At 42.4% G+C, this 21,186-nt stretch carries 16 protein-coding genes; 8 read left to right on the forward strand and 8 right to left on the reverse strand.

Translation table 11 applies throughout. The annotated features are described in order from the left end of the window. The first annotated feature begins 72 nt into the window (after positions 1 to 72). Positions 73 to 4,599 (forward strand): glutamate synthase large subunit, encoded by a 4,527-nt coding sequence (gene gltB / locus AAGR14_RS07490; RefSeq protein WP_342647968.1) that lies wholly within the window; start codon positions 73 to 75, stop codon positions 4,597 to 4,599. A gap of 4 nt (positions 4,600 to 4,603) precedes the next feature. Further along, the gene (locus AAGR14_RS07495) at positions 4,604 to 6,076 is read left to right on the forward strand and encodes a glutamate synthase subunit beta (RefSeq protein ID WP_342647969.1); all 1,473 of its coding nucleotides are present in this window, start codon (positions 4,604 to 4,606) and stop codon (positions 6,074 to 6,076) included. 61 nt (positions 6,077 to 6,137) lie between these two features. Here AAGR14_RS07495 and AAGR14_RS07500 read toward each other — a convergent pair whose 3' ends face one another. Together AAGR14_RS07500 and AAGR14_RS07505 are read right to left on the reverse strand one after the other, a co-directional pair. After that, entirely contained in the window at positions 6,138 to 7,058 is a 921-nt protein-coding gene (locus AAGR14_RS07500) for an arginine deiminase-related protein (RefSeq protein WP_342647970.1), read from the reverse strand. 29 nt (positions 7,059 to 7,087) lie between these two features. Then, complete coding sequence (locus AAGR14_RS07505) at positions 7,088 to 8,536, reverse strand: arginine deiminase family protein (RefSeq protein WP_342647971.1); 1,449 nt, start codon at positions 8,534 to 8,536, stop codon at positions 7,088 to 7,090. A gap of 88 nt (positions 8,537 to 8,624) precedes the next feature. On the opposite strand from AAGR14_RS07505, the gene argS reads away from it, so the two are divergent. The 5 genes from argS (at position 8,625) to AAGR14_RS07530 (ending at position 16,544) form a co-directional block, all read left to right on the forward strand. Continuing rightward, positions 8,625 to 10,388 carry an arginine--tRNA ligase gene (gene argS, locus AAGR14_RS07510; RefSeq protein WP_342647972.1) on the forward strand — a complete coding sequence of 588 codons (1,764 nt, stop codon included), beginning with the start codon at positions 8,625 to 8,627 and terminating at the stop codon, positions 10,386 to 10,388. A gap of 268 nt (positions 10,389 to 10,656) precedes the next feature. Further along, positions 10,657 to 13,692, forward strand: a complete 3,036-nt coding sequence (locus AAGR14_RS07515; protein WP_342647973.1) for a TonB-dependent receptor — start codon at positions 10,657 to 10,659, stop codon at positions 13,690 to 13,692. An 8-nt stretch (positions 13,693 to 13,700) separates the two neighbouring features. Beyond that, on the forward strand, positions 13,701 to 15,263 hold the full coding sequence (locus tag AAGR14_RS07520) for a RagB/SusD family nutrient uptake outer membrane protein (RefSeq protein WP_342647974.1): 1,563 nt from the start codon (positions 13,701 to 13,703) through the stop codon (positions 15,261 to 15,263). Between the two features lie 8 nt (positions 15,264 to 15,271). Continuing rightward, complete coding sequence (locus AAGR14_RS07525) at positions 15,272 to 15,802, forward strand: hypothetical protein (protein WP_342647975.1); 531 nt, start codon at positions 15,272 to 15,274, stop codon at positions 15,800 to 15,802. A gap of 76 nt (positions 15,803 to 15,878) precedes the next feature. Continuing rightward, on the forward strand, positions 15,879 to 16,544 hold the full coding sequence (locus tag AAGR14_RS07530; RefSeq protein ID WP_342647976.1) for a hypothetical protein: 666 nt from the start codon (positions 15,879 to 15,881) through the stop codon (positions 16,542 to 16,544). On the opposite strand, the gene bioD is transcribed toward AAGR14_RS07530, so the two are convergent. The 4 genes from bioD to AAGR14_RS07550 form a co-directional block, all read right to left on the reverse strand. Further along, positions 16,529 to 17,143, reverse strand: a complete 615-nt coding sequence (gene bioD / locus AAGR14_RS07535) for a dethiobiotin synthase (protein ID WP_342647977.1) — start codon at positions 17,141 to 17,143, stop codon at positions 16,529 to 16,531. The two genes, AAGR14_RS07530 and bioD, sit on opposite strands and share 16 nt — an antisense overlap. Continuing rightward, positions 17,133 to 18,251 carry an 8-amino-7-oxononanoate synthase gene (locus AAGR14_RS07540; protein WP_342647978.1) on the reverse strand — a complete coding sequence of 373 codons (1,119 nt, stop codon included), beginning with the start codon at positions 18,249 to 18,251 and terminating at the stop codon, positions 17,133 to 17,135. The genes bioD and AAGR14_RS07540 overlap by 11 nt, the downstream gene beginning before the upstream one ends. Positions 18,252 to 18,307: 56 nt before the next feature. Then, on the reverse strand, positions 18,308 to 18,697 hold the full coding sequence (locus AAGR14_RS07545; protein WP_342647979.1) for a hypothetical protein: 390 nt from the start codon (positions 18,695 to 18,697) through the stop codon (positions 18,308 to 18,310). Positions 18,698 to 18,758: 61 nt separating this feature from the next. Then, positions 18,759 to 19,532 (reverse strand): XRE family transcriptional regulator, encoded by a 774-nt coding sequence (locus AAGR14_RS07550; RefSeq protein ID WP_342647980.1) that lies wholly within the window; start codon positions 19,530 to 19,532, stop codon positions 18,759 to 18,761. Between the two features lie 84 nt (positions 19,533 to 19,616). On the opposite strand from AAGR14_RS07550, the gene AAGR14_RS07555 reads away from it, so the two are divergent. Beyond that, on the forward strand, positions 19,617 to 19,973 hold the full coding sequence (locus AAGR14_RS07555; RefSeq protein WP_342647981.1) for a GIY-YIG nuclease family protein: 357 nt from the start codon (positions 19,617 to 19,619) through the stop codon (positions 19,971 to 19,973). Here AAGR14_RS07555 and msrB read toward each other — a convergent pair. Both msrB and AAGR14_RS07565 read right to left on the reverse strand, forming a co-directional pair. Then, the gene (gene msrB, locus AAGR14_RS07560; RefSeq protein WP_342647982.1) at positions 19,963 to 20,442 is read right to left on the reverse strand and encodes a peptide-methionine (R)-S-oxide reductase MsrB; all 480 of its coding nucleotides are present in this window, start codon (positions 20,440 to 20,442) and stop codon (positions 19,963 to 19,965) included. The genes AAGR14_RS07555 and msrB overlap by 11 nt on opposite strands. Before the next feature lie 46 nt (positions 20,443 to 20,488). Beyond that, positions 20,489 to 21,109, reverse strand: coding sequence for a fasciclin domain-containing protein (locus tag AAGR14_RS07565; protein ID WP_342647983.1), 621 nt, complete (start codon positions 21,107 to 21,109; stop codon positions 20,489 to 20,491). Positions 21,110 to 21,186: the final 77 nt, after the last annotated feature.

Raw genomic sequence — 21,186 nt, forward strand, 5'->3', positions numbered from 1 at the left:
AATTTTTGTTTGGTAAAAATCGCAAAAACTGTAAATTCGTAATTAGCCCTAATTTATTAATAAAGTATTAACATGGATCAAATAGATAGTGACCAGCAAGGCCTTTACCGGTCTGAGTTTGAACATGACTCCTGCGGAACGGGATTTATCGCCAACATTAATGGCGCAAAATCTAACAAGATAGTGCACGATGCTCTGAGTATGCTCGAAAATATGGAGCATAGAGGAGCCTGCGGATGTGACCCGGAGTCGGGTGATGGCGCGGGTATACTCATACAATTGCCGCACGAGTTTTTGATGGAAGAATGCTCGGATATTGAGGTTAGCCTGCCACAACCCGGCGAGTACGGTGTAGGTATGATTTTCTTCCCGAAAGACTCTACCTTAAAGAAAGCTTGCCGCAATATTATTACCGCTGCTGTTGAAAAACTTGGTATTCCTCTTTTGGGTTTCCGCAAGCTGCCCGTAAACTCTTCGGTAATTGGGGAAACTGCACGCAGTGCCGAGCCCGATGTGGAGCAGGTATTTGTGCTGCGTCCATCATCTATTACCAACATTGAAGATTTTGAACGCAGGTTATATGTACTGCGCCGCTATATTAATAAAACCGTTAACGAAACGGTTGCCGGAGCCGGTGAGTTTTTTTACTTCACTTCATTCTCTTGCAAAACCATCATCTACAAAGGGCAGGTAACGACGTTCCAGTTACGTCAGTATTTTACAGACCTGACTGATCCGCGTGTGGCATCTGGCTTTGCCATGATTCACTCGCGTTTCTCTACCAATACATTCCCATCGTGGAAACTGGCACAACCTTTCAGGCTGATTGCCCACAACGGAGAGATTAATACCTTGACCGGTAACCTTAACTGGTTCTTTTCGAGTGTAAAATCATTGGCCTCGGCTTACTTTACCCGCGAGGAGATGGAGATGTTACTACCGGTGATTGATAATAACCAGTCTGACTCTGCTTGCCTGGATAACATTATCGAGATATTGCAGCACTCCGGCCGATCATTGCCGCACGTAATGATGATGCTAATTCCGGAGGCATGGGATGGTAATGAGCAAATGGATCCGTTTAAAAAGGCATTCTATGAGTATCATGCTACCATTATGCAGCCATGGGATGGTCCGGCTGCTATCTGTTTCACTGATGGTAAACTGGTTGGTGCGCTGTTAGACCGTAATGGCTTGCGTCCGCTTCGTTACACCGTAACTACCGACGGCCGTGTTATTGCCGCTTCAGAAACCGGTGTCTTAAATATTGATGAGTCTACCGTTTTAAGCAAAGGCCGGTTACAGCCGGGCAAAATGTTGCTGATTGATACGGTGAACAATAAAATCATCACTGATGAAGAAATAAAAAAAGAACTGGCCGAAAAACAGCCTTATGGCCGTTGGCTTGAAAATTATAAGATCAGGCTCGAAGATTTGCCAGAGCCGAGGGTAACCTTCTCGAGCCTTTCGCCCGAGTCGGTTTTTAAATATCAGCAGGTATTTGGCTATACTCGCGAGGATGTTGACGGTATCATTAAACCGATGGCCATTGATGCCAAAGAACCTATAGGTTCGATGGGTACTGATGTGCCATTGGCTATCTTGTCTGACAAGCCTCAACATTTATCAAGCTACTTTAAACAGTTTTTTGCGCAGGTAACCAACCCACCAATCGACCCTATCCGCGAGCGTTTAGTGATGAGTTTGGCTACCTTCATTGGTAACAATGGTAATTTGCTTGATGAAGACAAGATGCATTGCCATTGCGTAACGTTAAAGCATCCCATATTGCGCAACCACCAGTTAGAGAAACTGCGTAGTATTGACACCGGCTTGTTCCACGCTAAAACGCTGCAAACTTACTTTAAAGCTGATGGTCAGCCAGGCTCGCTACAAAAAGGTATTGAGCGCTTATGCCGTTATGCCGAAGATGCCGTTGATGACGGTTTTGAAGTATTAATTCTGTCAGACCGTGCTATTGATTCTGAGCATGCAGCGATACCATCATTGCTGGCAGTATCTGCCGTTCATCATTACCTGGTTAAAAAAGGCCGTCGTGGTGCAGTAGGTTTAGTGGTTGAGGCCGGAGACGTTTGGGAAGTGCACCATTTTGCCTGTTTACTGGCTTTCGGCGCTACTGCTATTAATCCTTACCTGGCGCTATCAACCATCGAAACGCTAAAAAATAATGGCGGTATAGTAAGTGACTCCGATATTAAAACGTTGTCTAAGAACTATGTAAAGTCGGTTAATGATGGCTTGTTAAAGATATTCTCAAAAATGGGTATATCAACCTTACAGTCATATCACGGTTCGCAGCAGTTCGAAATTTTAGGATTAAATAAGGAGGTAGTTGACCGATATTTTGCCGGTGCTGTAACCCGTATTGGCGGTTTAGGACTGGACGAAATTGCCCGCGAGGCCTTAAGCAAGCATAAGTTTGGCTTCACTACTTCTAAAAGTGAAGTGAAGCTGTTACCTGAGGGGGGCATTTACCAGTGGAAACGCCGTGGCGAAGCCCACTTGTTTAACCCGCAAACGGTACACTTGCTGCAGCATGCTACCAGTACCAACAATTTTGATGTATATAAAACATATGCCCGTTTGGTAAACGAGCAAACCGAAAAGCACTATACCATTCGTGGTTTATTAGACTTTACTCATCATCGCGAGGCAATCTCTATTGAAGAGGTTGAACCTATCGAAAGCATCATGAAGCGTTTTGCTACGGGTGCGATGTCGTTCGGTTCTATCTCGCATGAGGCACATAGTACGCTGGCCATTGCCATGAACCGGATTGGCGGTAAAAGCAATACTGGCGAGGGCGGCGAAGACGAGATGCGCTATGAACGTATGGCCAACGGTGATTCCATGCGTTCGGCTATTAAGCAGATTGCTTCCGCCCGTTTTGGGGTAACTTCTAATTACCTGACTAATGCCGATGAGTTACAAATTAAAATGGCTCAGGGTGCTAAACCAGGTGAGGGCGGACAACTTCCAGGCCATAAGGTAGACGCGTGGATTGCTAAAACCCGTCACTCAACGCCTGGCGTAGGCTTAATTTCTCCGCCGCCTCACCACGATATTTATTCGATTGAGGATTTAGCCCAGCTGATTTTCGACTTGAAAAATGCCAACCGTGCGGCCCGTATCAACGTTAAATTGGTATCGAAAGCCGGCGTCGGTACTATTGCCGCGGGTGTAGCCAAAGCACACGCTGATGTGATATTGGTTGCCGGATATGATGGTGGTACAGGTGCATCGCCAATTAGCTCTATTAAACATGCAGGTTTACCATGGGAGTTAGGCCTGGCCGAAGCTCACCAGACCCTGGTGCGCAGCAAATTGCGTACCCGCGTAGTGCTGCAAGCCGACGGGCAAATGAAAACCGGCCGCGATTTGGTGATTGCCGCCTTGTTAGGTGCCGAGGAGTGGGGTGTTGCAACCGCGGCCCTTGTTGCCAGCGGTTGTATTATGATGCGTAAATGTCACTTAAATACCTGTCCGGTAGGTGTGGCCACGCAAGACCCTGACCTGCGCCGTTTGTTTAGCGGTAAGCCGGAGCATGTGGTTAACTTGTTCCGTTTCCTGGCCGAAGATATGCGCGAGATTATGGCCGAGTTAGGCTTCCGTAACATTAACGAAATGGTGGGCCGCGTGCAGTTTTTACGTGTTAAGGATAACATCCAGAGCTGGAAAGCTAAGAAAGTTGACCTATCGGGTATTCTTCATCCGGTTACTAACGCCAAAGGCAATACGTTGTACAATAGCCAGGCGCAGGATCACGGGATGGATAACGTCATCGACTGGAAGTTGCTCGAAGCCGCACAACCAGCACTGGAAGATAAAACACCGGTTTTTGCTTCTTTCGAACTTAAAAATACTGACCGTACTGTAGGTACTTTGTTATCAAACGAAATCTCTAAAAAATACGGCTCGGCCGGATTGCCCGAAAATACGATCAACTTCAAATTTACCGGTTCTGCCGGGCAAAGCTTTGGCGCTTTTGCGGCTAAAGGTATAGCCTTCGAACTCGAAGGTGAAGCTAACGACTACGTAGGTAAGGGTCTATCAGGTGCTCAGCTGGCTATCTATCCGAAAGCGGATGCGGGTTATGTACCCGAAGATAATATCATCATTGGTAACGTAGCTGTTTATGGTGCTACCTCTGGCGAGTTGTTTGTACGCGGTATGGCCGGCGAGCGTTTTGCCGTTCGCAACTCGGGCGCTACCGTTGTAGTTGAAGGCGTGGGCGACCATGGTTGTGAGTACATGACCGGTGGCCGTGCGCTGATATTGGGTAAAACAGGTCGCAACTTTGCCGCTGGCATGAGCGGTGGTTTGGCCTGGGTATACAACCCGGATAACGGCTTTGCTGCCAACTGTAATACCGAAATGGTTGATTTGGATCCGTTAAGCCAGCAGGATGAAGAGCAAATTATAGCCTTGCTGAAAAAGCATGTGCATTTAACTAACAGTAAACTGGCTCAGCAGTTATTGGCCAACTGGCAGATAGCGGCAACGCATTTTGTAAAAGTATTCCCGCGCGAATACAAAAGAGTGTTACAACAGCAGGAGTATCAAACATCAGCTAATTAAAAACATGGGAAAGCCTACAGGATTTCAAGAATATAACCGGGAGCTGCCGGCTAAAACAGCCCCTCAGGACAGGGTTAAGAACTATAATGAGTTTGTTGGCTTGTACAGCGACGAAAAGCTGAACCAGCAATCGGCCCGTTGCATGAATTGCGGTATCCCGTTTTGCCATTCGGGTTGCCCGCTGGGTAACGTTATTCCGGAATTTAATGATGCCGTTTACCGCAAGAGTTGGGAGGAAGCTTACGAGATTTTATCAACCACCAATAACTTCCCCGAGTTTACCGGCCGTATTTGCCCGGCACCGTGTGAGTCGGCCTGCGTATTAGGTATCAACAAACCTGCCGTGGCCATCGAGGAGATTGAGAAGCACATTATCGAGATTGCTTATGCCAAAAACCTAGTAAAGCCGGTTGCTCCTTTTATCAAAACCGGTAAAAAGGTAGCCGTAGTAGGGTCAGGCCCTGCCGGCATGGCTGCTGCCGCACAATTAAGTAAAGCCGGCCATAGCGTTACCGTTTACGAGCGTGATGATCGTCCGGGAGGTTTACTGCGTTACGGTATCCCTGATTTTAAATTAGAAAAATGGGTTATCGACCGTCGCGTAAAAGTGATGGAAGAAGATGGCGTAGTGTTTAAATGCAATACCGAGATAGGTAAAGACCTAAGTATTGATGAGTTAACCCGCAACAACGATGCTGTTGTACTGGCCGGTGGTTCAACCATTCCGCGCAACTTGCCCGTACCGGGCCGCGAGCTTAAAGGCATCCATTTTGCTATGGACTTTTTGAAGCAACAAAACAAGCGGGTAAGCAACACCGGTTTTGATGCCGAAGATATACTGGTGACTGATAAGGATGTTGTGGTAATTGGTGGTGGTGATACCGGTTCTGACTGCGTTGGTACTTCTAACCGTCAGGGCGCAAAATCTGTCCGCCAGTTTGAGGTAATGGTGCAGCCACCGCAGCAGCGTACTGCAAGTATGCCATGGCCAAGCTACCCAATGGTGTTAAAAGTAACCTCCTCGCACGAGGAAGGTTGCGAGCGCCACTGGGGTGTTAATACTAAAGAGTTTTTGGGCGACGAAAACGGCAATCTGCGCGCCTTAAAAGTAACCGATGTAAGCTGGGAAACTGATGTAATGGGGCGCCCCGTGAAATTTAGCGAGGTAAAAGGGTCGGAGCGTGAATTGCCTTGCCAGGCAGTATTTTTAGCAATGGGCTTTTTACACCCGCAACACACCGGTATGATTGAGCAGGCCGGTGTTGAGCTGGATGAACGTAAAAACGTAAAAGCTGCCGAAGGTGCCTACCGTACTAACGTAAGTAAAGTATTTGCCTGCGGCGATATGCGTCGTGGTCAGTCTTTAGTTGTATGGGCCATATCCGAAGGCCGAGAAGCAGCCCGTAAAGTAGATGAATTTTTAATGGGCCACACTATGCTCGAAAGCAAAGATGTAGTTAGCGAACTGGCTTATTAATAAGGCTATCAGATTGATGAGCGGTGTCTGTTTAATTACTAGACACCGCTTTGTTATTTTATTACGTCGCCGTAGGTAGATGGATTTCGGCCAGCATACAACGGGCGCTACCACCGCCAAGTGTTTCAATAGTGTTCAAATCAGCCGATACAATCTCTGTATACTGGTATAATTGGTCAATCTGCAAAGCAGTTAATGATTGATGCGCACTATTTGACATCACCAGTAAGCTCTTTCCGTCACCACTACGCACCTCAAGCATGTTACCTGCAAATTGGTTCATTTGCTCCAGCGTAATTGGCACAATCTCTTTTCCGGCATCCATCAGCGATTTAACTACGGTTTGCTTCTCGCTTTCATTGTTAATGCTATTCAGGCAAACTACGGCAAATTGTTTACCTACGCACATCATCACGTTAGTATGATAAATGGCCTGCTGACCAGCATCAGTTGCGGTAAAGGTAACCGGGGTATAATTTAAATGTTTGCAAAAAGCGTCGAGTACATCTTTGTCGGTGCGCGGAGACAAACACGCATAAGCAATGCGATTTTCCCGGTCGAGCACCATGCTGCCGGTGCCTTCTAAAAACTTATTCTCCATTTCAAACCGGCTTAAATCGATAATGTGCTTTACTGTAAACTGTTCTTCCAGTTTCCTGACAATGTCTTCACGCCGTTCCAGTCGGCGGTTTTCGGCTTGCATGGGGTAAAGTAATACATCGCCATTTTCATGAAAGGATATCCAGTTGTTGGGAAATATGGCATCCGGTTTATGCGGCTCGATAGTGTCGTTAATCACGTGTACATCAATGCCCTTGCTTTTAAGCAAGCTGGCAAAGGCGTCAAATTCTTTCAGTGCTGTTTGCGCAGCCTCGGGTATAGTTGCCTTACTTTGCTGAAAGGCGTTACTTTCGGCAGTTTGATCATTAAACCCAAAGTTGGCTGGTCTGATCATTAATATTTTGGAAGTCGTCTGACTCATGATTAAACGGGTTTAAATTTAATAAACGCTTAGCTGATGTTATCCCTCACCAGTGGTAAACTCATGCAATGGAAACCACCCCGCGCACGCGATAATTCTGACGATGGCATCAGGATTAAGGTATCTTCCATGGTATGAGCGTCTAATCCGCCGTTTTCAAACTGTTGGAGTAAATCTGCCACTTTCACTACCGAAAACCCGGACTGCTTAAAGGCTTCGACCGTTTTATCATTACGGTCATAACCCAACACCACGCCTTCTTTAAGCGCCAGCAGGTTACAGGAGTCGGTCCACTGCTCGCGGGCATCAAACGGAAAATTGTTACCGCCCGAGTAGATGAACTGTGTGGGTTCGGTGCTTCCCAAATCGTTCATGCTGATATCATTAAGCAATTCTTCTATGCAGTTAAATGATATGGGTTGTTCATGCCCGTTGATAAATTGTACAATCTCGGTTTTATCCTTCGGGCGCTTGTCGCCAAACCAACTCAACGGGTCAGAGGCAGAAACCGACATGTCGGCTTTGCCCAGCGATCCTAAAATAACCCAAACATTGCGTTTCACCTGCGTAAAAACGGTATCAATGTGCATGTAATCGCGCTTGTGCGGTATTTTAAGTACAGTTACTTTTTCTACCACTTTATTTTCAAACAGAAGCTTAATAGCTTCATGGGCGCCACCTAACGAGGTGCGCTCGCTGCAGCCGATAATAACGTGGTTTTTACTTACCATCATCACGTCGCCGCCCTCAAGGGTCGTTTTTTCGTCCTGCTCTGTGCCCGGCCTCAAAAAGTGTTGCACCGGGTCGGTAATTTCTAAAATGTGCTCGCGCGAACCGGCAAACAACGGGTGATTAAATAGAATATACCTTGCCAGCAAAGTTTCGCGCGAACGCGCTTTTTTAGCCGGTTTATTAATCAGTATGTGGTTATTAATAGTAATACCAATATCCCGCGAAAAAATGAGATTAGGTATAGGGGAAAAAATTAGGTTGTCTTTATACAACGATCCGGAGATAAATATTTTAGCCAGTTCGACCGGGTCGGTCTTATACAACTGCTGTTGTAAGCGGTAATTACAGCTCTCAATAGCACATACCGAGGCCGTTAGCTTTTCGCGAATCACGTCGTCCTGTAAAATCTCAGCCAGTAAAGTTTGTATTTCAATTACTTTGTCAGACGCATAAAAGTCTTTATGATCGGGTTTATAAAAGTTGCGCTGATTTTCGGAGGCATCAATTTGCTGTAGATGTCCTTTAATTTTGTTGGGATCGAGAAAATAGAGCAACAGCTTGATATAGTAGTCGTACTCATTTCTGCGCATAGTATCTAAATGTACAATGTCCTCAAAAAGCCAGTCCTGCGCTTTTGACGGGACTACTTTACCCAATCCGCTATCTGGACTATGAATTAATAGGGCACGCAAAGTGCCAATCTCTGAACTTACATTTAAGTTTAACTGATTAGCCGGTGAAGTCATAAAATTATAGAAGTAACCAAAGGTATTCATTTCTTAATCAAAATGATTATTGGCGGTTGGTTAAGTAGATTTAACTAATTTTGCCCCTATGGATTTTATTATCGACGCAACCCTGCAAGCCGTAGCGCAACTATATCAAACCCAAATAACTGCACAGGATGTAAACCTGCAACAAACCCGCAAGGAGTTTGATGGTCAGGTAACTATCGTTACTTTTCCGTTTACCCGCTTCTCTAAAAAATCGCCCGAGCAAACTGGTAACGAGATTGGAGCTTATCTTGAAGCTAACGTACCTGAAATTGCTGGATTTAATACTGTAAAAGGTTTCTTAAATATATCTATTGCCGATAACTACTGGCTAAAGGTTTATCAAAACACGGTAGCTCAACCTGGCTTTGGCGTAGCGCCTAAAAATGGTAAAAAGGTGATGGTTGAGTATTCGTCGCCTAACACCAACAAACCATTGCATTTGGGCCATGTGCGTAACAACTTGCTGGGTTATGCAGTAGCCGGCATTTTAGATGCTGCGGGTTATGAGGTGATAAAAACCAACCTGGTGAACGACCGAGGCATTCACATCTGTAAATCTATGCTGGCCTGGCAATTGTTTGGTAACGGCGAAACGCCCGAATCGGCTCAAATGAAAGGCGACCATTTGGTTGGTAAGTATTATGTAATATTCGACAAAGAGTACAAAAAGGAAGTTGAAGCACGCTTAGCGCAGGGTATGACCGAAGAAGAAGCCAAAAAGCATGCTCCGCTGATGAAGCAAGCACAACAAATGCTGCAAAAGTGGGAAGCCGGCGATGAGCAGGTAATTGAGCTCTGGAAAACCATGAACACCTGGGTGTATGACGGTTTTGCCAAAACCTATAAAAAGCTGGGTGTCAATTTTGACAAGTTTTATTACGAATCGAATACCTATTTATTAGGTAAAGATATTATTGAAGAAGGACTGGAAAAAGGCGTGTTCTTTAAAAAAGATGATGGGTCGGTGTGGATTGACCTGACCGCCGATGGCCTGGACCAAAAACTGGTACTGCGCGGTGACGGTACATCAGTATACATTACCCAGGATTTGGGCACGGCTCAATTAAAGTATAACGACTTTGGCATGGATGAGTCGATTTACGTGGTAGGCAATGAGCAGGATTACCACTTTAAGGTGCTCTTTTTGATTTTACAGAAGTTAGGTAAAAACTGGGCGCAGGGTTTATACCATTTATCATACGGTATGGTAGACCTACCGTCGGGCAAAATGAAATCGCGCGAGGGTACCGTAGTGGATGCCGACGACCTGATGGATAGCATGGTTGAAACTGCAGAAGAGTACTTTGACAAACAGGAGAAAAAGCTTGATTTAACAGAAGAAGAGAAACAAGTACTTTTCCCGGTGATTGGTTTAGGTGCCCTCAAGTACTTTTTGCTAAAAGTAGATGCTAAGAAACGCTTGTTGTTTGACCCCAACGAGTCAATAGAACTGCAAGGTCATACCGGACCGTTTATTCAATACACCCATGCCCGTATTAAATCAGTACTGAGCAGGGGAGGAGAGCATCAACTTGCTCAGTTACCCGCTGAACTGGACGCCGTAGAGCGTGATTTAATTATTGTGCTTAGCCAGTATCCTGAAGCTATAGCAGCGGCCGCTAAAGAGTTTAACCCGGCCACGGTGGCTAACTATACCTATGAGGTTGCCAAAGCCTACAATAAATTTTATCACGAAAAATCGATACTGCAAGCCGAAACAGAAGATTTGAAGAGCTTCAGGCTGCAATTGTCAAAGTCTACAGCACAAATCATCGCACAATCCATGCAGTTGTTGGGAATTCAGGTGCCCGAAAGGATGTAAAACATATAATTTTCACTTAAAGTAAGCCGGATTAAATGTTGAAGTGACGTTTAATTCGGCTTTTTTGTATAGTCACAACTACAATGTTCATTTGTAAAGCCTAAATTTTGATAAATGAGGCGAAGGACTAGGAATTAGCAAACAAATTTAACAGATAATAAGAAATACATTAAAATGATAAAAAACTATCGATTTATCTCTTGTTTGTTACGAATTATTCATAATTTTCGCCTTCGAAACTATTTTATTAACTCAAATCAATTAACAAATGAAGAAAATTTTACTAATTCTTCTTGCTTTAAGTATTGGTGTTTCTAATTACACCTACGCGCAAAGCAGAAAAATTACGGGAACGGTAACCAGCGCCGATGATGGCAGTCCGTTACCTGGTGTATCAGTAAAAGTAAATGGTACAAATGGAGGAACGCAAACTAATGCTCAAGGTGATTTCAGCATCACTGTACCTAATAATGCTTCTCTAACCTTCACCTACATTGGTTACACAACTAAAACTGCAGAGGTTGGTACAGCAAATACGTTGAACGTTAAACTGTCGTCAGACAGCAAAGCTCTAACCGAAGTAGTAGTTACAGGTTATGGTCAAATTCAACAAAAAAGAGAGATTGGTGGAGCAATTTCAACCGTAAGTGGAAAAGATTTTGCTAATCAGCCAATAGCTTCAGTACAATCAGCTTTACAAGGGCGTGCTGCTGGTGTAGTTGTTACCGCTAATAGTGGTATACCAGGCGGCGCTATCAATGTTAGGATACGTGGTGTTGGTTCCTTTACAGGTAGCACACAGCCGTTATACATCGTTGACGGTGTGCAGTTAAGCGGTGATACTTTTACAGGGTTTACCCAAGGCAATACATTAGCGGGTATCAACACTAATGACATTGAATCTATTGACATTATTAAAGATGCGGCTTCTACATCACTATATGGTTCACAAGGTGCCAATGGTGTAGTTATTATCACAACTAAAAAAGGTAAAGCCGGAAAAACTAAAATAGGGTTCAATTATTACCAAGGTCGTTCTTCAAGCATTAAGAAATATGATGTCTTAAACACACAAGATTTTTATAATGTTAGAAGAGAGTCTTACCTCAACGCAGGTAGCACAGCTGCTGCGGCCAGGACAAGCGCTTTAGCTGAAATTAATTTGCCGGCAAGCGCTACTGATGCTGATATCGCTGCTGCGCAAAGTACAAACTGGCAGGATGCGGCTTTTCATACTGGACGAGTATCAAATTACGATTTCAATATGAATGGTGGGAATGAAAAAACAACCTTTTTCGTTTCTGCGGCTTACAGCACAATATCGGCTATTGTAACTAAAGCTGACTTTCAACGAGGAACATTTAAAGTCAATTTAGATCATAAAGCAAATGATAAGCTTTCTTTTAACACCAGCTTGAATTTAAGCACGTTTAATCAGAAAGCTCCATTTGCAGTTAACGGTTCATTTTTAGGAAGCCCGGCTTTTGCTGCAAGTACTATATTGCCTTCAAATCCAATATATAATGCAGACGGAAGTTATTTCGGCTTACCTGGCTCAGGTCAGAGCTTTACCGGTGTATTAAACCAAAACATAGTTGCGGTAAACGATTACAATCAGGGTAATCAGCGTACTAACCAGCTAATTGGATCGTTTAGTGCTAATTATAATATCTTGCCTTCACTCCAGTTCAAATCTTTCTACTCGTTAGATTATAGGATGGCTTTAGGTAAGAATTACCGTGATCCACGTACAAACGATGGTTATGCAATAAGAGGAAGTTCTGAAAGCTTTAGTGACATAAGAACAAATATCATTACTGACCAAACTTTGAATTTTAACAAAACTATCAACTCCGATCATAAAATTTCTGCGTTATTAGGGTTCGAATACCGTAAGCAAATCTCGACTCAGATCGATGAATACGGAACTGGTTTCCCAACCAATCAATTCCGAAATTTAAGTGCAGCTGCAAATCCGGTATCTGTATTTGATAGTTTTTCTGGATTTAAGAGCTTGAGCTATTTTGGTAAAGCTTCTTATTCTTATAAAGGCAAATATAGTTTAAGTGGAACTGCTCGTTATCAAGGTTCGTCGAAATTTGGTACTAACAACCAATTTGGGTGGTTTGGTGGCGTTGCGGGTGCTTGGAGTATATCTGAAGAGTCATTCTTAAAAGAAGTAAGTTGGGTTAACAGTTTAAAATTACGTGCAAGCGTAGGCTCTGCAGGTAACGATCAACCATTAGGAAATTTTGATAACAGGAGTTTGTTTGGTGGTGGTTATTTATATAATGGCTCACCCGGCATTGCACCTACAACCCTGGCTAATATTGATTTAAAATGGGAAAGAGGCACGACCTATGACGTAGGTTTAGATTTCTCTTTATTCAAAGATAGAGTTTCTGGTAGTTTTGGTTATTATGTTAGAAACAGTACAAATTTACTATTAGCTCAGCCGGTTAGTTCAACATCAGGTTTTACCAGTATAACTACAAACGTTGGTTCAATTAGAAACTCTGGTCCTGAAATAGAACTTACAACAATAAATATTGCGTCGAGTGGCTTTAGGTGGACAACTAACTTTAACTTTACTTACACTAAAAACGAGATAACCAAGCTGTACGGCGGTTTCAGCTCTTTACCATCTGATCCATCAGTTGCTGTTGGACAACCAAGGGGAGCAGTTTATACCTATCAATCGGCCGGTATAAACCCGGCTACAGGTAGAGCTTTTTGGTATGACGCGAATAACAACGTAGTATATTCGCCGGCACTTTCCGATCGTAGATTTGTTGGAAATTCGTTGATTCCAAAGTTTACTGGTGGTTTTAACAACACCTTTAGCTTTAAAGGCTTTGATTTATCTGCGTTGTTTACGTATCAGTATGGCCAAATTGCGACTGATGCGCAATACAATTTTATTCTTGAAGGTTCAAGGAGGTTAATAAATACAACCTATGAAGTGTACGATAGAAGATGGACTACACCAGGACAAATAACTGATGTACCTAGACCTAACACAGCTACTGAACCTAATAGCATAAGCGCAAACAATGGTACTCGTTTGTACTACAAAACTGACTACATACGCATGAGAGAGGGTCAATTTGGATATACTTTCCCAAGTAAAGTGTTGTCAAAAATTAAAGTTAATAATTTAAGAATCTACGCGCAGGCGACTAATCTAATTACTATTACTAAGTTTCCAGGCTACGATCCTGAATATTATGACACTACTAATAATAATGCTGGGGCTATCCCGACTTCGAAAAACTTTACTGTAGGTGTTCAACTTGGCTTATAATTAAACAAATGAATAACAAATATATTTCATACTTTAAAATAGCTACTCTCTCTGTCGCTATTTCTTTATCAGCCTGCAAAAAGACTTTGCAGATTGATCCGCAAGATTCAATTTCTGCAGATCAGGCGTTAACAAGTAAAGATGGTATCGATGCTACTATCGTATCTATATATAGTTCACTAAAAGCAGAGGTTTTTTACGGCAACCGCTTGGTGATGCTTGGCGACGCTTTATCTGATAATGCTCGTTCAACGAATCATAGTGGTCGTTACGTTAGTGAAGCTGCTAACGCAAGATTAGCATCTTACTCACACTGGTCGGCGGCTTATGTTAACTTAAATAGAATTAATCTCGTACTTGAAGCGCTTCCAAATGCATCCTCGTTATCAGCTGCTCAGAAAGACGCTTATACTGGCGAGCTGAAATTTTTGAGAGCTCTTTATCATTTTGACTTGGTTAAGACTTATGCTTACATTCCGGGAGCTCTTGTTGAATCACAAAACAGAGGCGGTATACCTTTAGCTTTAAAGGCAATATCATCTTCTTCTGATGCTTTACAATTACAGTCAGCAAGAAATTCAATTGCTGAAGTTTATACAGCAATCTATGCAGACTTAGATGAAGCTGTTAGCAAGCTAAGCAATATTACATCTTCTACTGTTGTAAGAGCTAATAAACAGGCTGCGCAGGCACTCTATTCAAGGGTTGCATTGTATAACAAAGATTATCCCAAAGCCATATCTAACGCGTCTAGCGTATTAGAAGTAAGAGCTAACACACTGTTAAATGCCAATAATTATATTGCTGGATGGAGCCAAGCTGTAAATCCTGAGTCAGTATTTGAAATTGCATTTTTGGCAGCCAATGAAACTTTAGGTGTTAATCTGGCATTACAAACAAATTTAACCACACTGAGCGCTAGGGCAACTAACAAATCAAGGGATAGTACAGATAAATATAAAGCTGGATTGCCATTAAAGCCAGGATCTGGGTTTGGTGACTTGGTGCCGACGTCAGATCTTTTAACGGCCTTAGGTATAACCGTTGCAAATAATGGTGCAGCAGCTACAAGTTTAGGCGCAGCGGCTACTACTATAACTAACCGTAGTGCTGATGTTCGGAATTTGTTATATGAAGTTGGCTCATCGAGTAGAACACCTATTTATGTTGAGTGTACTAAATATCTCGGTAAAAGTGGTTTTGCTAACGTTGATAACGTACCTGTTATTCGTGTCTCTGAAATGTATTTGAACCGCGCAGAAGCCTATGCAAATGCAAGTCAAGAATCGTTAGCTCTCGCTGATGTAAATACTATTCGTGTTGCCAGAGGTTTGCCTGCAGTTACAGGTCTTACAGGAAGTGCTTTAATCAATGAGATACTCTTACAAAGGAGATTAGAATTTGCCTTTGAAGGTCAACGGTTCCTGGACTTAAAAAGACTCGGACGTGACATACTTAAACCTGTTACAAACACAACAATTGCATTTACTGACATTGTGATTTTGCCTCAAATCCCAGTAACCGACGTCAATGCAAGCGGGGGCAAACTATTACAGAACTTTGGATACTAATTAACATCATGAAAAAAATAAGACTATATATAATTGGAATCATCGCTGTTGCTATTTCATCATGCATGAAAGATGACAGAGTTACCTTCACCGACACCGTGTTCGAGTGGGACGCTGGAATAAACGCTAGAGCTGCTGGTGTAGATTATCCTATCCTTACCAGAGTGCCCGCGTATAACAAAGTAGTAACTAACGCTGACCCATTAATAACCAGAACATCTGGCACAATAAAATTTAGAATTAACTTAGTTGGGCCTCAACGTTCAACTCCTACTACAGTAACATATCAGGCTTTACAGTTAACACCTAACACGGCTACTCCACTCATTCAACCTGCTGTTGCCGGTACTCATTACACCATAACAGGATCTTGTGTTGTTCCGGCTAATTCCAGTTTTGGAGAGGCTGAAGTAGCTATACTAAATCCTGGTGTGTCATCAACAATATCGAGAGACATAGTGTTGGAGATACTATCAACATCTGACGTAAAGCCGAGTGAGAACTATAAAAGGCTAGGCATTAGAATTGCCGAAAATTAATTTTGAAATAGAAATAAATCGACTTAACTTCAAGAGAAGCCTTTTGGCTTCTCTTTTTTTTTAATTTTAAATTAGTATGAAGAAGACACTGTTTTATCTTACGATCCTTTCGTTAGTTTTCTGCCTTTTGCTCACAGGCAGAGCATCAGCTCAGTTTCTAAGTGATAATTTGACAGGCAGGCCGATAACAGCTAATGCTTATTCTGAAATTAGTGGGTCTCCCTACCTAAATGATACTTGGAGTGTTGGTATGGTGAAGTTGGCCAACGGTGACACTTATAAAAACAATTTATATTTAAAATATAATTTATTAGATGATGAAGTTTATTTCAAGGGAAAAAATGATGAAACATTAGCTTTTGTAGATCCTGTTAAAGAGTTTACCATTGGTGATGGGTCAAAACATTACAGAGCTGGTTATGAAGGTATTAATGGATTCAAGACAAAAGCTTTTTTTCAGGTAATAGCCGATGGTGCAGTAAAGCTTCTGAAAAAAACATCAGTTGTAATTACAGAAATCAAACAGTATTCGGCAGCCTCCAATAAGTTTTTTGAGCGATCAGACTTGTACATTATTTACAGGAATAATAAAGGGCAAATAGTAAAAAAAGATAAAAAGTCTATATTGAGTGTATTGGGCGATAAGCAAAACGAATTGGAGAGCTATTTGAAATCAAATAATATCAATTTTAAGTCTGACGCCGATTTAGGTAAATTGATTACTTACTACAACTCGTTGTAACGCATACAATCCTCAACTGAGGCTTTGTTTAATGCAGCAAGCTGTGGTATATAAATGTTTTTAGCAGAGGTCGATCTTAAAATCGCCCGTTCCGAATATTCGTCTCTTTCCCCATTAAAAATCAAGGCTCTGACCTTGATTTTTTTTTGTTTTAGTAATTCCAGTGATAGCAAAGTGTGGTTAATGCTGCCCAGATAATGCTTAACTACCAAAACAACCTCCGCGTTAAATTTTTCAATTAGGTCCACCACAAAATGCTGGTTGTTTAGCGGCACCATTAATCCTCCGGCTCCTTCAATCAAAAGTTGATTATCGGTGTCAGGTAATTGAATTTGATTGAGGTCGATGCTTACGCCATCTAAATCTGCCGATTTATGCGGCGAGTAGGGTTGGGTAAGCCTGTAAGCTTCGGGATGAAAGCGGGTAACCGGGTTAGAGATTAACCGTTTTACCTTCATGGTATCGCTGTTATCTAAATCACCCGACTGGATGGGTTTCCAATAGTCGGCTTTAAGTTTTTCAACCAAAATGGCGGACACCACAGTTTTGCCTACATCGGTGCCGATACCGGTTACAAATAGAGGTGCTTTATCGGGCATGTAAATATTCTTTAATTAGGTTAGTTAACTGGATAATTTCTTCGTCGGTGTTATAAGTATGCAGGCATATCCGCAAACGTTCGCTTCCCACGGCTACCGTAGGGCTTAATATAGGGCGTACATCAAACCCCTGTTGTTGCAAGGTTTGGGCTGCCTTCTTCGTTGCATCGTTGCTGCCAATAATAACGGTTTGAATAGCACTTTTACTATCAGTAACCCGTGATGAAAAGTTTATTGAACGACGGTAAAGTTCGATTTTTTGGTGCAGTTCTGTAATTATAGAGGTTGAATTTGCCAAGAAGGCATATCCCATTTTTATGACAGACAACTGATGTAAAGGGGCTGCCGTAGTGTAAATAAAAGATCGTGCAAAATTGACTAAGTAACTTCGCAACTCGGTCGATCCCAAAACCACGGCACCATGGGCACCTAACGCTTTGCCAAAAGTCATTACCCTGGCAAATACCTCATGGCATAAATTAAGCTGGTTGACGAGCCCTTTACCAAAAACACCAAGCGCATGTGCCTCATCAACAATCAAAGCAGCTTTATATTGCTTGCACAGTTGGCTAATAGCTTGCAGAGGTGCCTGGTCACCATCCATCGAATACACACTTTCCACAATCACGTAAATAAGGCCTTTGGCAGCCTTTAATTTTTGCTCCAGGCTATCTGTATCATTATGCTTAAATGTGAAACGTGCGGCGTTACTGAGCCTGATGCCGTCAATAATTGAGGCATGAGCCAACTCGTCATGAATAACAGTATCATGGCGTTGCGGCAACGATGATAGTAAACCAATATTAGCATCATAACCTGAATTGAATAGCAGACCTGATTCGGCCTTGTGGTAGTCTGCAATCAGTTGTTCCAAGCTTTCAGCATATTCTGTATTTCCGGAAATTAAACGCGAGCCTGTAGATCCATTAATGGAACTGTATTTCGAAATTTCCTCCTGAATAAGTTTTGCCAATAGCCCGGAGCGGGCAAAGCCCAGGTAGTCATTCGAGCAAAAGTCTACTAGGCTGTTTTCGGGCTTAAGCCAGCGGTAATTACCGGCTTGTTGCCGGCTTTGTAACTTGAGCTGTATAAAGTTGTGATGCGTCAAAAAAGAAAATTTCTGCTAAAATAAAAAAAGCGGCTGTCTGCCGCTTTTCTTAAAAATTATTTTTGAGATGGAGGAGTTCCTCCGCCGTTACCGCCCTGGCCACCGCCCATACGGTTTCTCATTTCTGCCATCATTTTATCGTATGCGGCAGCTTGCTCGGTAGTAAGCAAAGCCTTAACTTTAGCAGTGGTAGCTTCACGCATAGGGCGCATAGCCTGCATCATGGCTTGTCTGTCGCCATTAGCAGCAGTTCTAACGCTATCCATTTGTTTGGCCTGTACCTGATAAATTGCTGTAACTTTAGCAGTTTGTGCATCATCCAGTTTTAACTGAGTTTGCAAGTTTTTTGCTTGCTCTTCCGGGCTTCTCTGCATTCTTCCTTGGGCAAAGCTTACTGCACTGATTCCTAATACAAAGCAGCACATCATTAAAATCTTTTTCATCATTTAAAGTTTGTTTAGTTTTTGATAAAGATATTAGCTACAGGTTTAGTCGCAACCTTGTAACTTAATTGTTGCTTTGTAATTTAGATATAGATTTTTGCATTTCTGCTATCATACTGGTTAAATTTTCCATGCTTGGCTCAGGCGTAGGCATCGGCAACTGGGTTGACAAATAAGCTTTGGCTTTCCATATTTCCAAAATGTCGTCGGCGCCAACGTCATAAGGTTCGTAGGCCGGGTTGTCCGACATCAGCTTTAACTTTTTGTTATCACGGTATTTGTTACCAATACGCTTATAAACCACGCCTTCATTTTTAGATAATACAACGTAGGTGTCGCCGGGTTTAACGTCGTTCCAGTTCTCTACATACTCACCTATAATAACAGTGCCTGATACTAATGGCAACATCGAGTCGCCTTTAATTTCAAAAGCACGGAATGTACCCTGCTTAAACATAGGCAGATAAAACTTAGGTAACTGAGCCACATACTCCGGATCAGCGTATCCATTTAAGTAACCTGCACTGGCTTTAACCGGTACCATTTCAATGTTTTCATTATCCTCTTTATCTACAGATATACTAAGGATACGCAGGTTAGCCGGGTTACCTTTAGGCTTGGGTGCCCATTTCTCATTAATGGTTTCGTTAATGAAATCATCAACACTAATATCAAAGTATGTTGCTAATTTTTTTAGCAAATCGTATTTTGGATCAGCCCGGTCTTCTTCGTAAGCGCCTACTAAAGAGCGCTTTATGCCTATTTCGTCGGCAAATTGCTGCTGTGTTAGTCCCTTTTTTTTGCGAAGGAATTTAATATTTGATGAAATTGTTGACATAAAATTTGGATTTACTAAATTTGTTAGTAAATTTATGCTCATAAAATTAGTAACAAATTTTTAACCAGCAAAATTTATTATCAGATGAAGCACTATATTTATATCATTACCGACAGAAACCGTACAAATTTGCATGTTGGCTTATGTACAGATCTGATTAAAACTATGCAGTTTTATAGCGAAATGCCTACTTTATTTTATGATAAGGCACAACAGTTAAGCCGGTTGGTATATTTTGAAGAAATTAACAATGAAGAGCAAGCCATGGAGCGCTTCAAATTTATGAGCAGCTTTACCCGTGCGCAGAAAGAAAAAATGATCAGGTCTGTAAATGCAGATTGGATAGACCTGACCATCGGATTAACAGCAGAGCACAAAATGCGCATTCGCCCGTATTTCAGACCATCATTGGCCACTTCAAAGCGGTCGCTTACTTTTTAACAAATTTGAGCGCACCGGAGTTCATACAAAAGCGTTTGCCGCCACGATCTTCCGGACCGTCATCAAAGACGTGGCCTAAGTGCAAGCCGGTGCTTCGTTCAATTACTTCGGTACGGCTCATACCATAACTGATGTCTTGTATTACAGCAACTTTGCTGTTGCTAACAGGTTTGGTAAAGCTTGGCCAGCCGGTACCGCTGTCAAATTTATCATCCGACGAAAACAGTACTTCGCCGGTTGCAGCGCTTACGTAAACACCTTTTTCGTGGTTGTTCCAGTAAGCGTTATGATAGGGTGGTTCGGTGCCCTTTTCAACCATAATATGATATTGGTTGGCATTCAGTTCTTTTTTCCACTCGGCAGCAGGCTTGCTTTTTTCGCCTTTAACCTGTGCGTTTTGGCCATTGCTATTCTCACATCCTAAAAGTGCCGATAAGGCTACGGCAAACAACATTACTAAGCTTTTCATATAACAGATATACGCATTTTAAACATATGCGGTTTTGATAGTATGCTTACAACGCCTTGTTTTTGGGTATTAAAGGTTGGGTAACCAAATGCATTAAACCGTTACTTTGTTCTATATCAAATTTGCTTACCACACTTTGTCCTCCGGTTTCATCATATAAAATTATATTACGGTTGCTATCTATCTTTGCAGTTAACTTACTTCCCGACAATGTGAGCAGTTGGGCCTCGCCTTTACCGTCTTTAATCATTTTGGTAAGTTCTTTAGCATTGAAATGGCCTGGCACCACATGATAGCTTAGTAGATTGATGAGTTCATATTTGTGTGCCGGTTTAAGCAACGTATCCAGCCGCATACCCAGTTTCTGAGTAATTGCCGTATCTGCTGGCGCAAACATAGTAAGCGGACCCCTGCTTTTTAATGTTCCAACCATACTGGCTGCTCTAATCATGTCAAGCAATTTTGCATGGTCGGTGGAGGCCGTCAGGTTTTCAAAAAAATCTTTGGCTGTATTCATAGCGGTACCATTTACTATCGTAGTCTTACCTTTATCAATTTGCGATCGTACGGAATCTTGAAATGACGAGCCACGCGGAGGGGTAACTTGCGCTATAGCACAGTTTATACTTACCAAAAACATCAGGTATATAAATACAACTTTCTTCATAACTATTAAATATAACCCTTAAAGTTTAGCCATGTTTTATATCAGCAAAAAAGCGGCTCGGTTGCCGCTTTTTTGCT

It is taken from the genome of Mucilaginibacter sp. CSA2-8R, assembly GCF_038806765.1.
GTDB lineage: Bacteria > Bacteroidota > Bacteroidia > Sphingobacteriales > Sphingobacteriaceae > Mucilaginibacter.

Bases quoted from the DNA above. Each gene is read 5' to 3' on its own strand.
- bioD (WP_342647977.1), bottom strand. From the start codon at position 17,143: ATGCCCGATAAAGCACCTCTATTTGTAACCGGTATCGGCACCGATGTA.
- AAGR14_RS07505 (WP_342647971.1), bottom strand. From the start codon at position 8,536: ATGACTTCACCGGCTAATCAGTTAAACTTAAATGTAAGTTCAGAGATT.
- gltB (WP_342647968.1), top strand. From the start codon at position 73: ATGGATCAAATAGATAGTGACCAGCAAGGCCTTTACCGGTCTGAGTTT.
- AAGR14_RS07500 (WP_342647970.1), bottom strand. From the start codon at position 7,058: ATGAGTCAGACGACTTCCAAAATATTAATGATCAGACCAGCCAACTTT.
- AAGR14_RS07545 (WP_342647979.1), bottom strand. From the start codon at position 18,697: ATGATGAAAAAGATTTTAATGATGTGCTGCTTTGTATTAGGAATCAGT.
- msrB (WP_342647982.1), bottom strand. From the start codon at position 20,442: ATGAAAAGCTTAGTAATGTTGTTTGCCGTAGCCTTATCGGCACTTTTA.
- AAGR14_RS07555 (WP_342647981.1), top strand. From the start codon at position 19,617: ATGAAGCACTATATTTATATCATTACCGACAGAAACCGTACAAATTTG.
- AAGR14_RS07550 (WP_342647980.1), bottom strand. From the start codon at position 19,532: ATGTCAACAATTTCATCAAATATTAAATTCCTTCGCAAAAAAAAGGGA.
- AAGR14_RS07515 (WP_342647973.1), top strand. From the start codon at position 10,657: ATGAAGAAAATTTTACTAATTCTTCTTGCTTTAAGTATTGGTGTTTCT.
- AAGR14_RS07530 (WP_342647976.1), top strand. From the start codon at position 15,879: ATGAAGAAGACACTGTTTTATCTTACGATCCTTTCGTTAGTTTTCTGC.
- AAGR14_RS07525 (WP_342647975.1), top strand. From the start codon at position 15,272: ATGAAAAAAATAAGACTATATATAATTGGAATCATCGCTGTTGCTATT.
- AAGR14_RS07520 (WP_342647974.1), top strand. From the start codon at position 13,701: ATGAATAACAAATATATTTCATACTTTAAAATAGCTACTCTCTCTGTC.
- AAGR14_RS07495 (WP_342647969.1), top strand. From the start codon at position 4,604: ATGGGAAAGCCTACAGGATTTCAAGAATATAACCGGGAGCTGCCGGCT.
- AAGR14_RS07565 (WP_342647983.1), bottom strand. From the start codon at position 21,109: ATGAAGAAAGTTGTATTTATATACCTGATGTTTTTGGTAAGTATAAAC.
- argS (WP_342647972.1), top strand. From the start codon at position 8,625: ATGGATTTTATTATCGACGCAACCCTGCAAGCCGTAGCGCAACTATAT.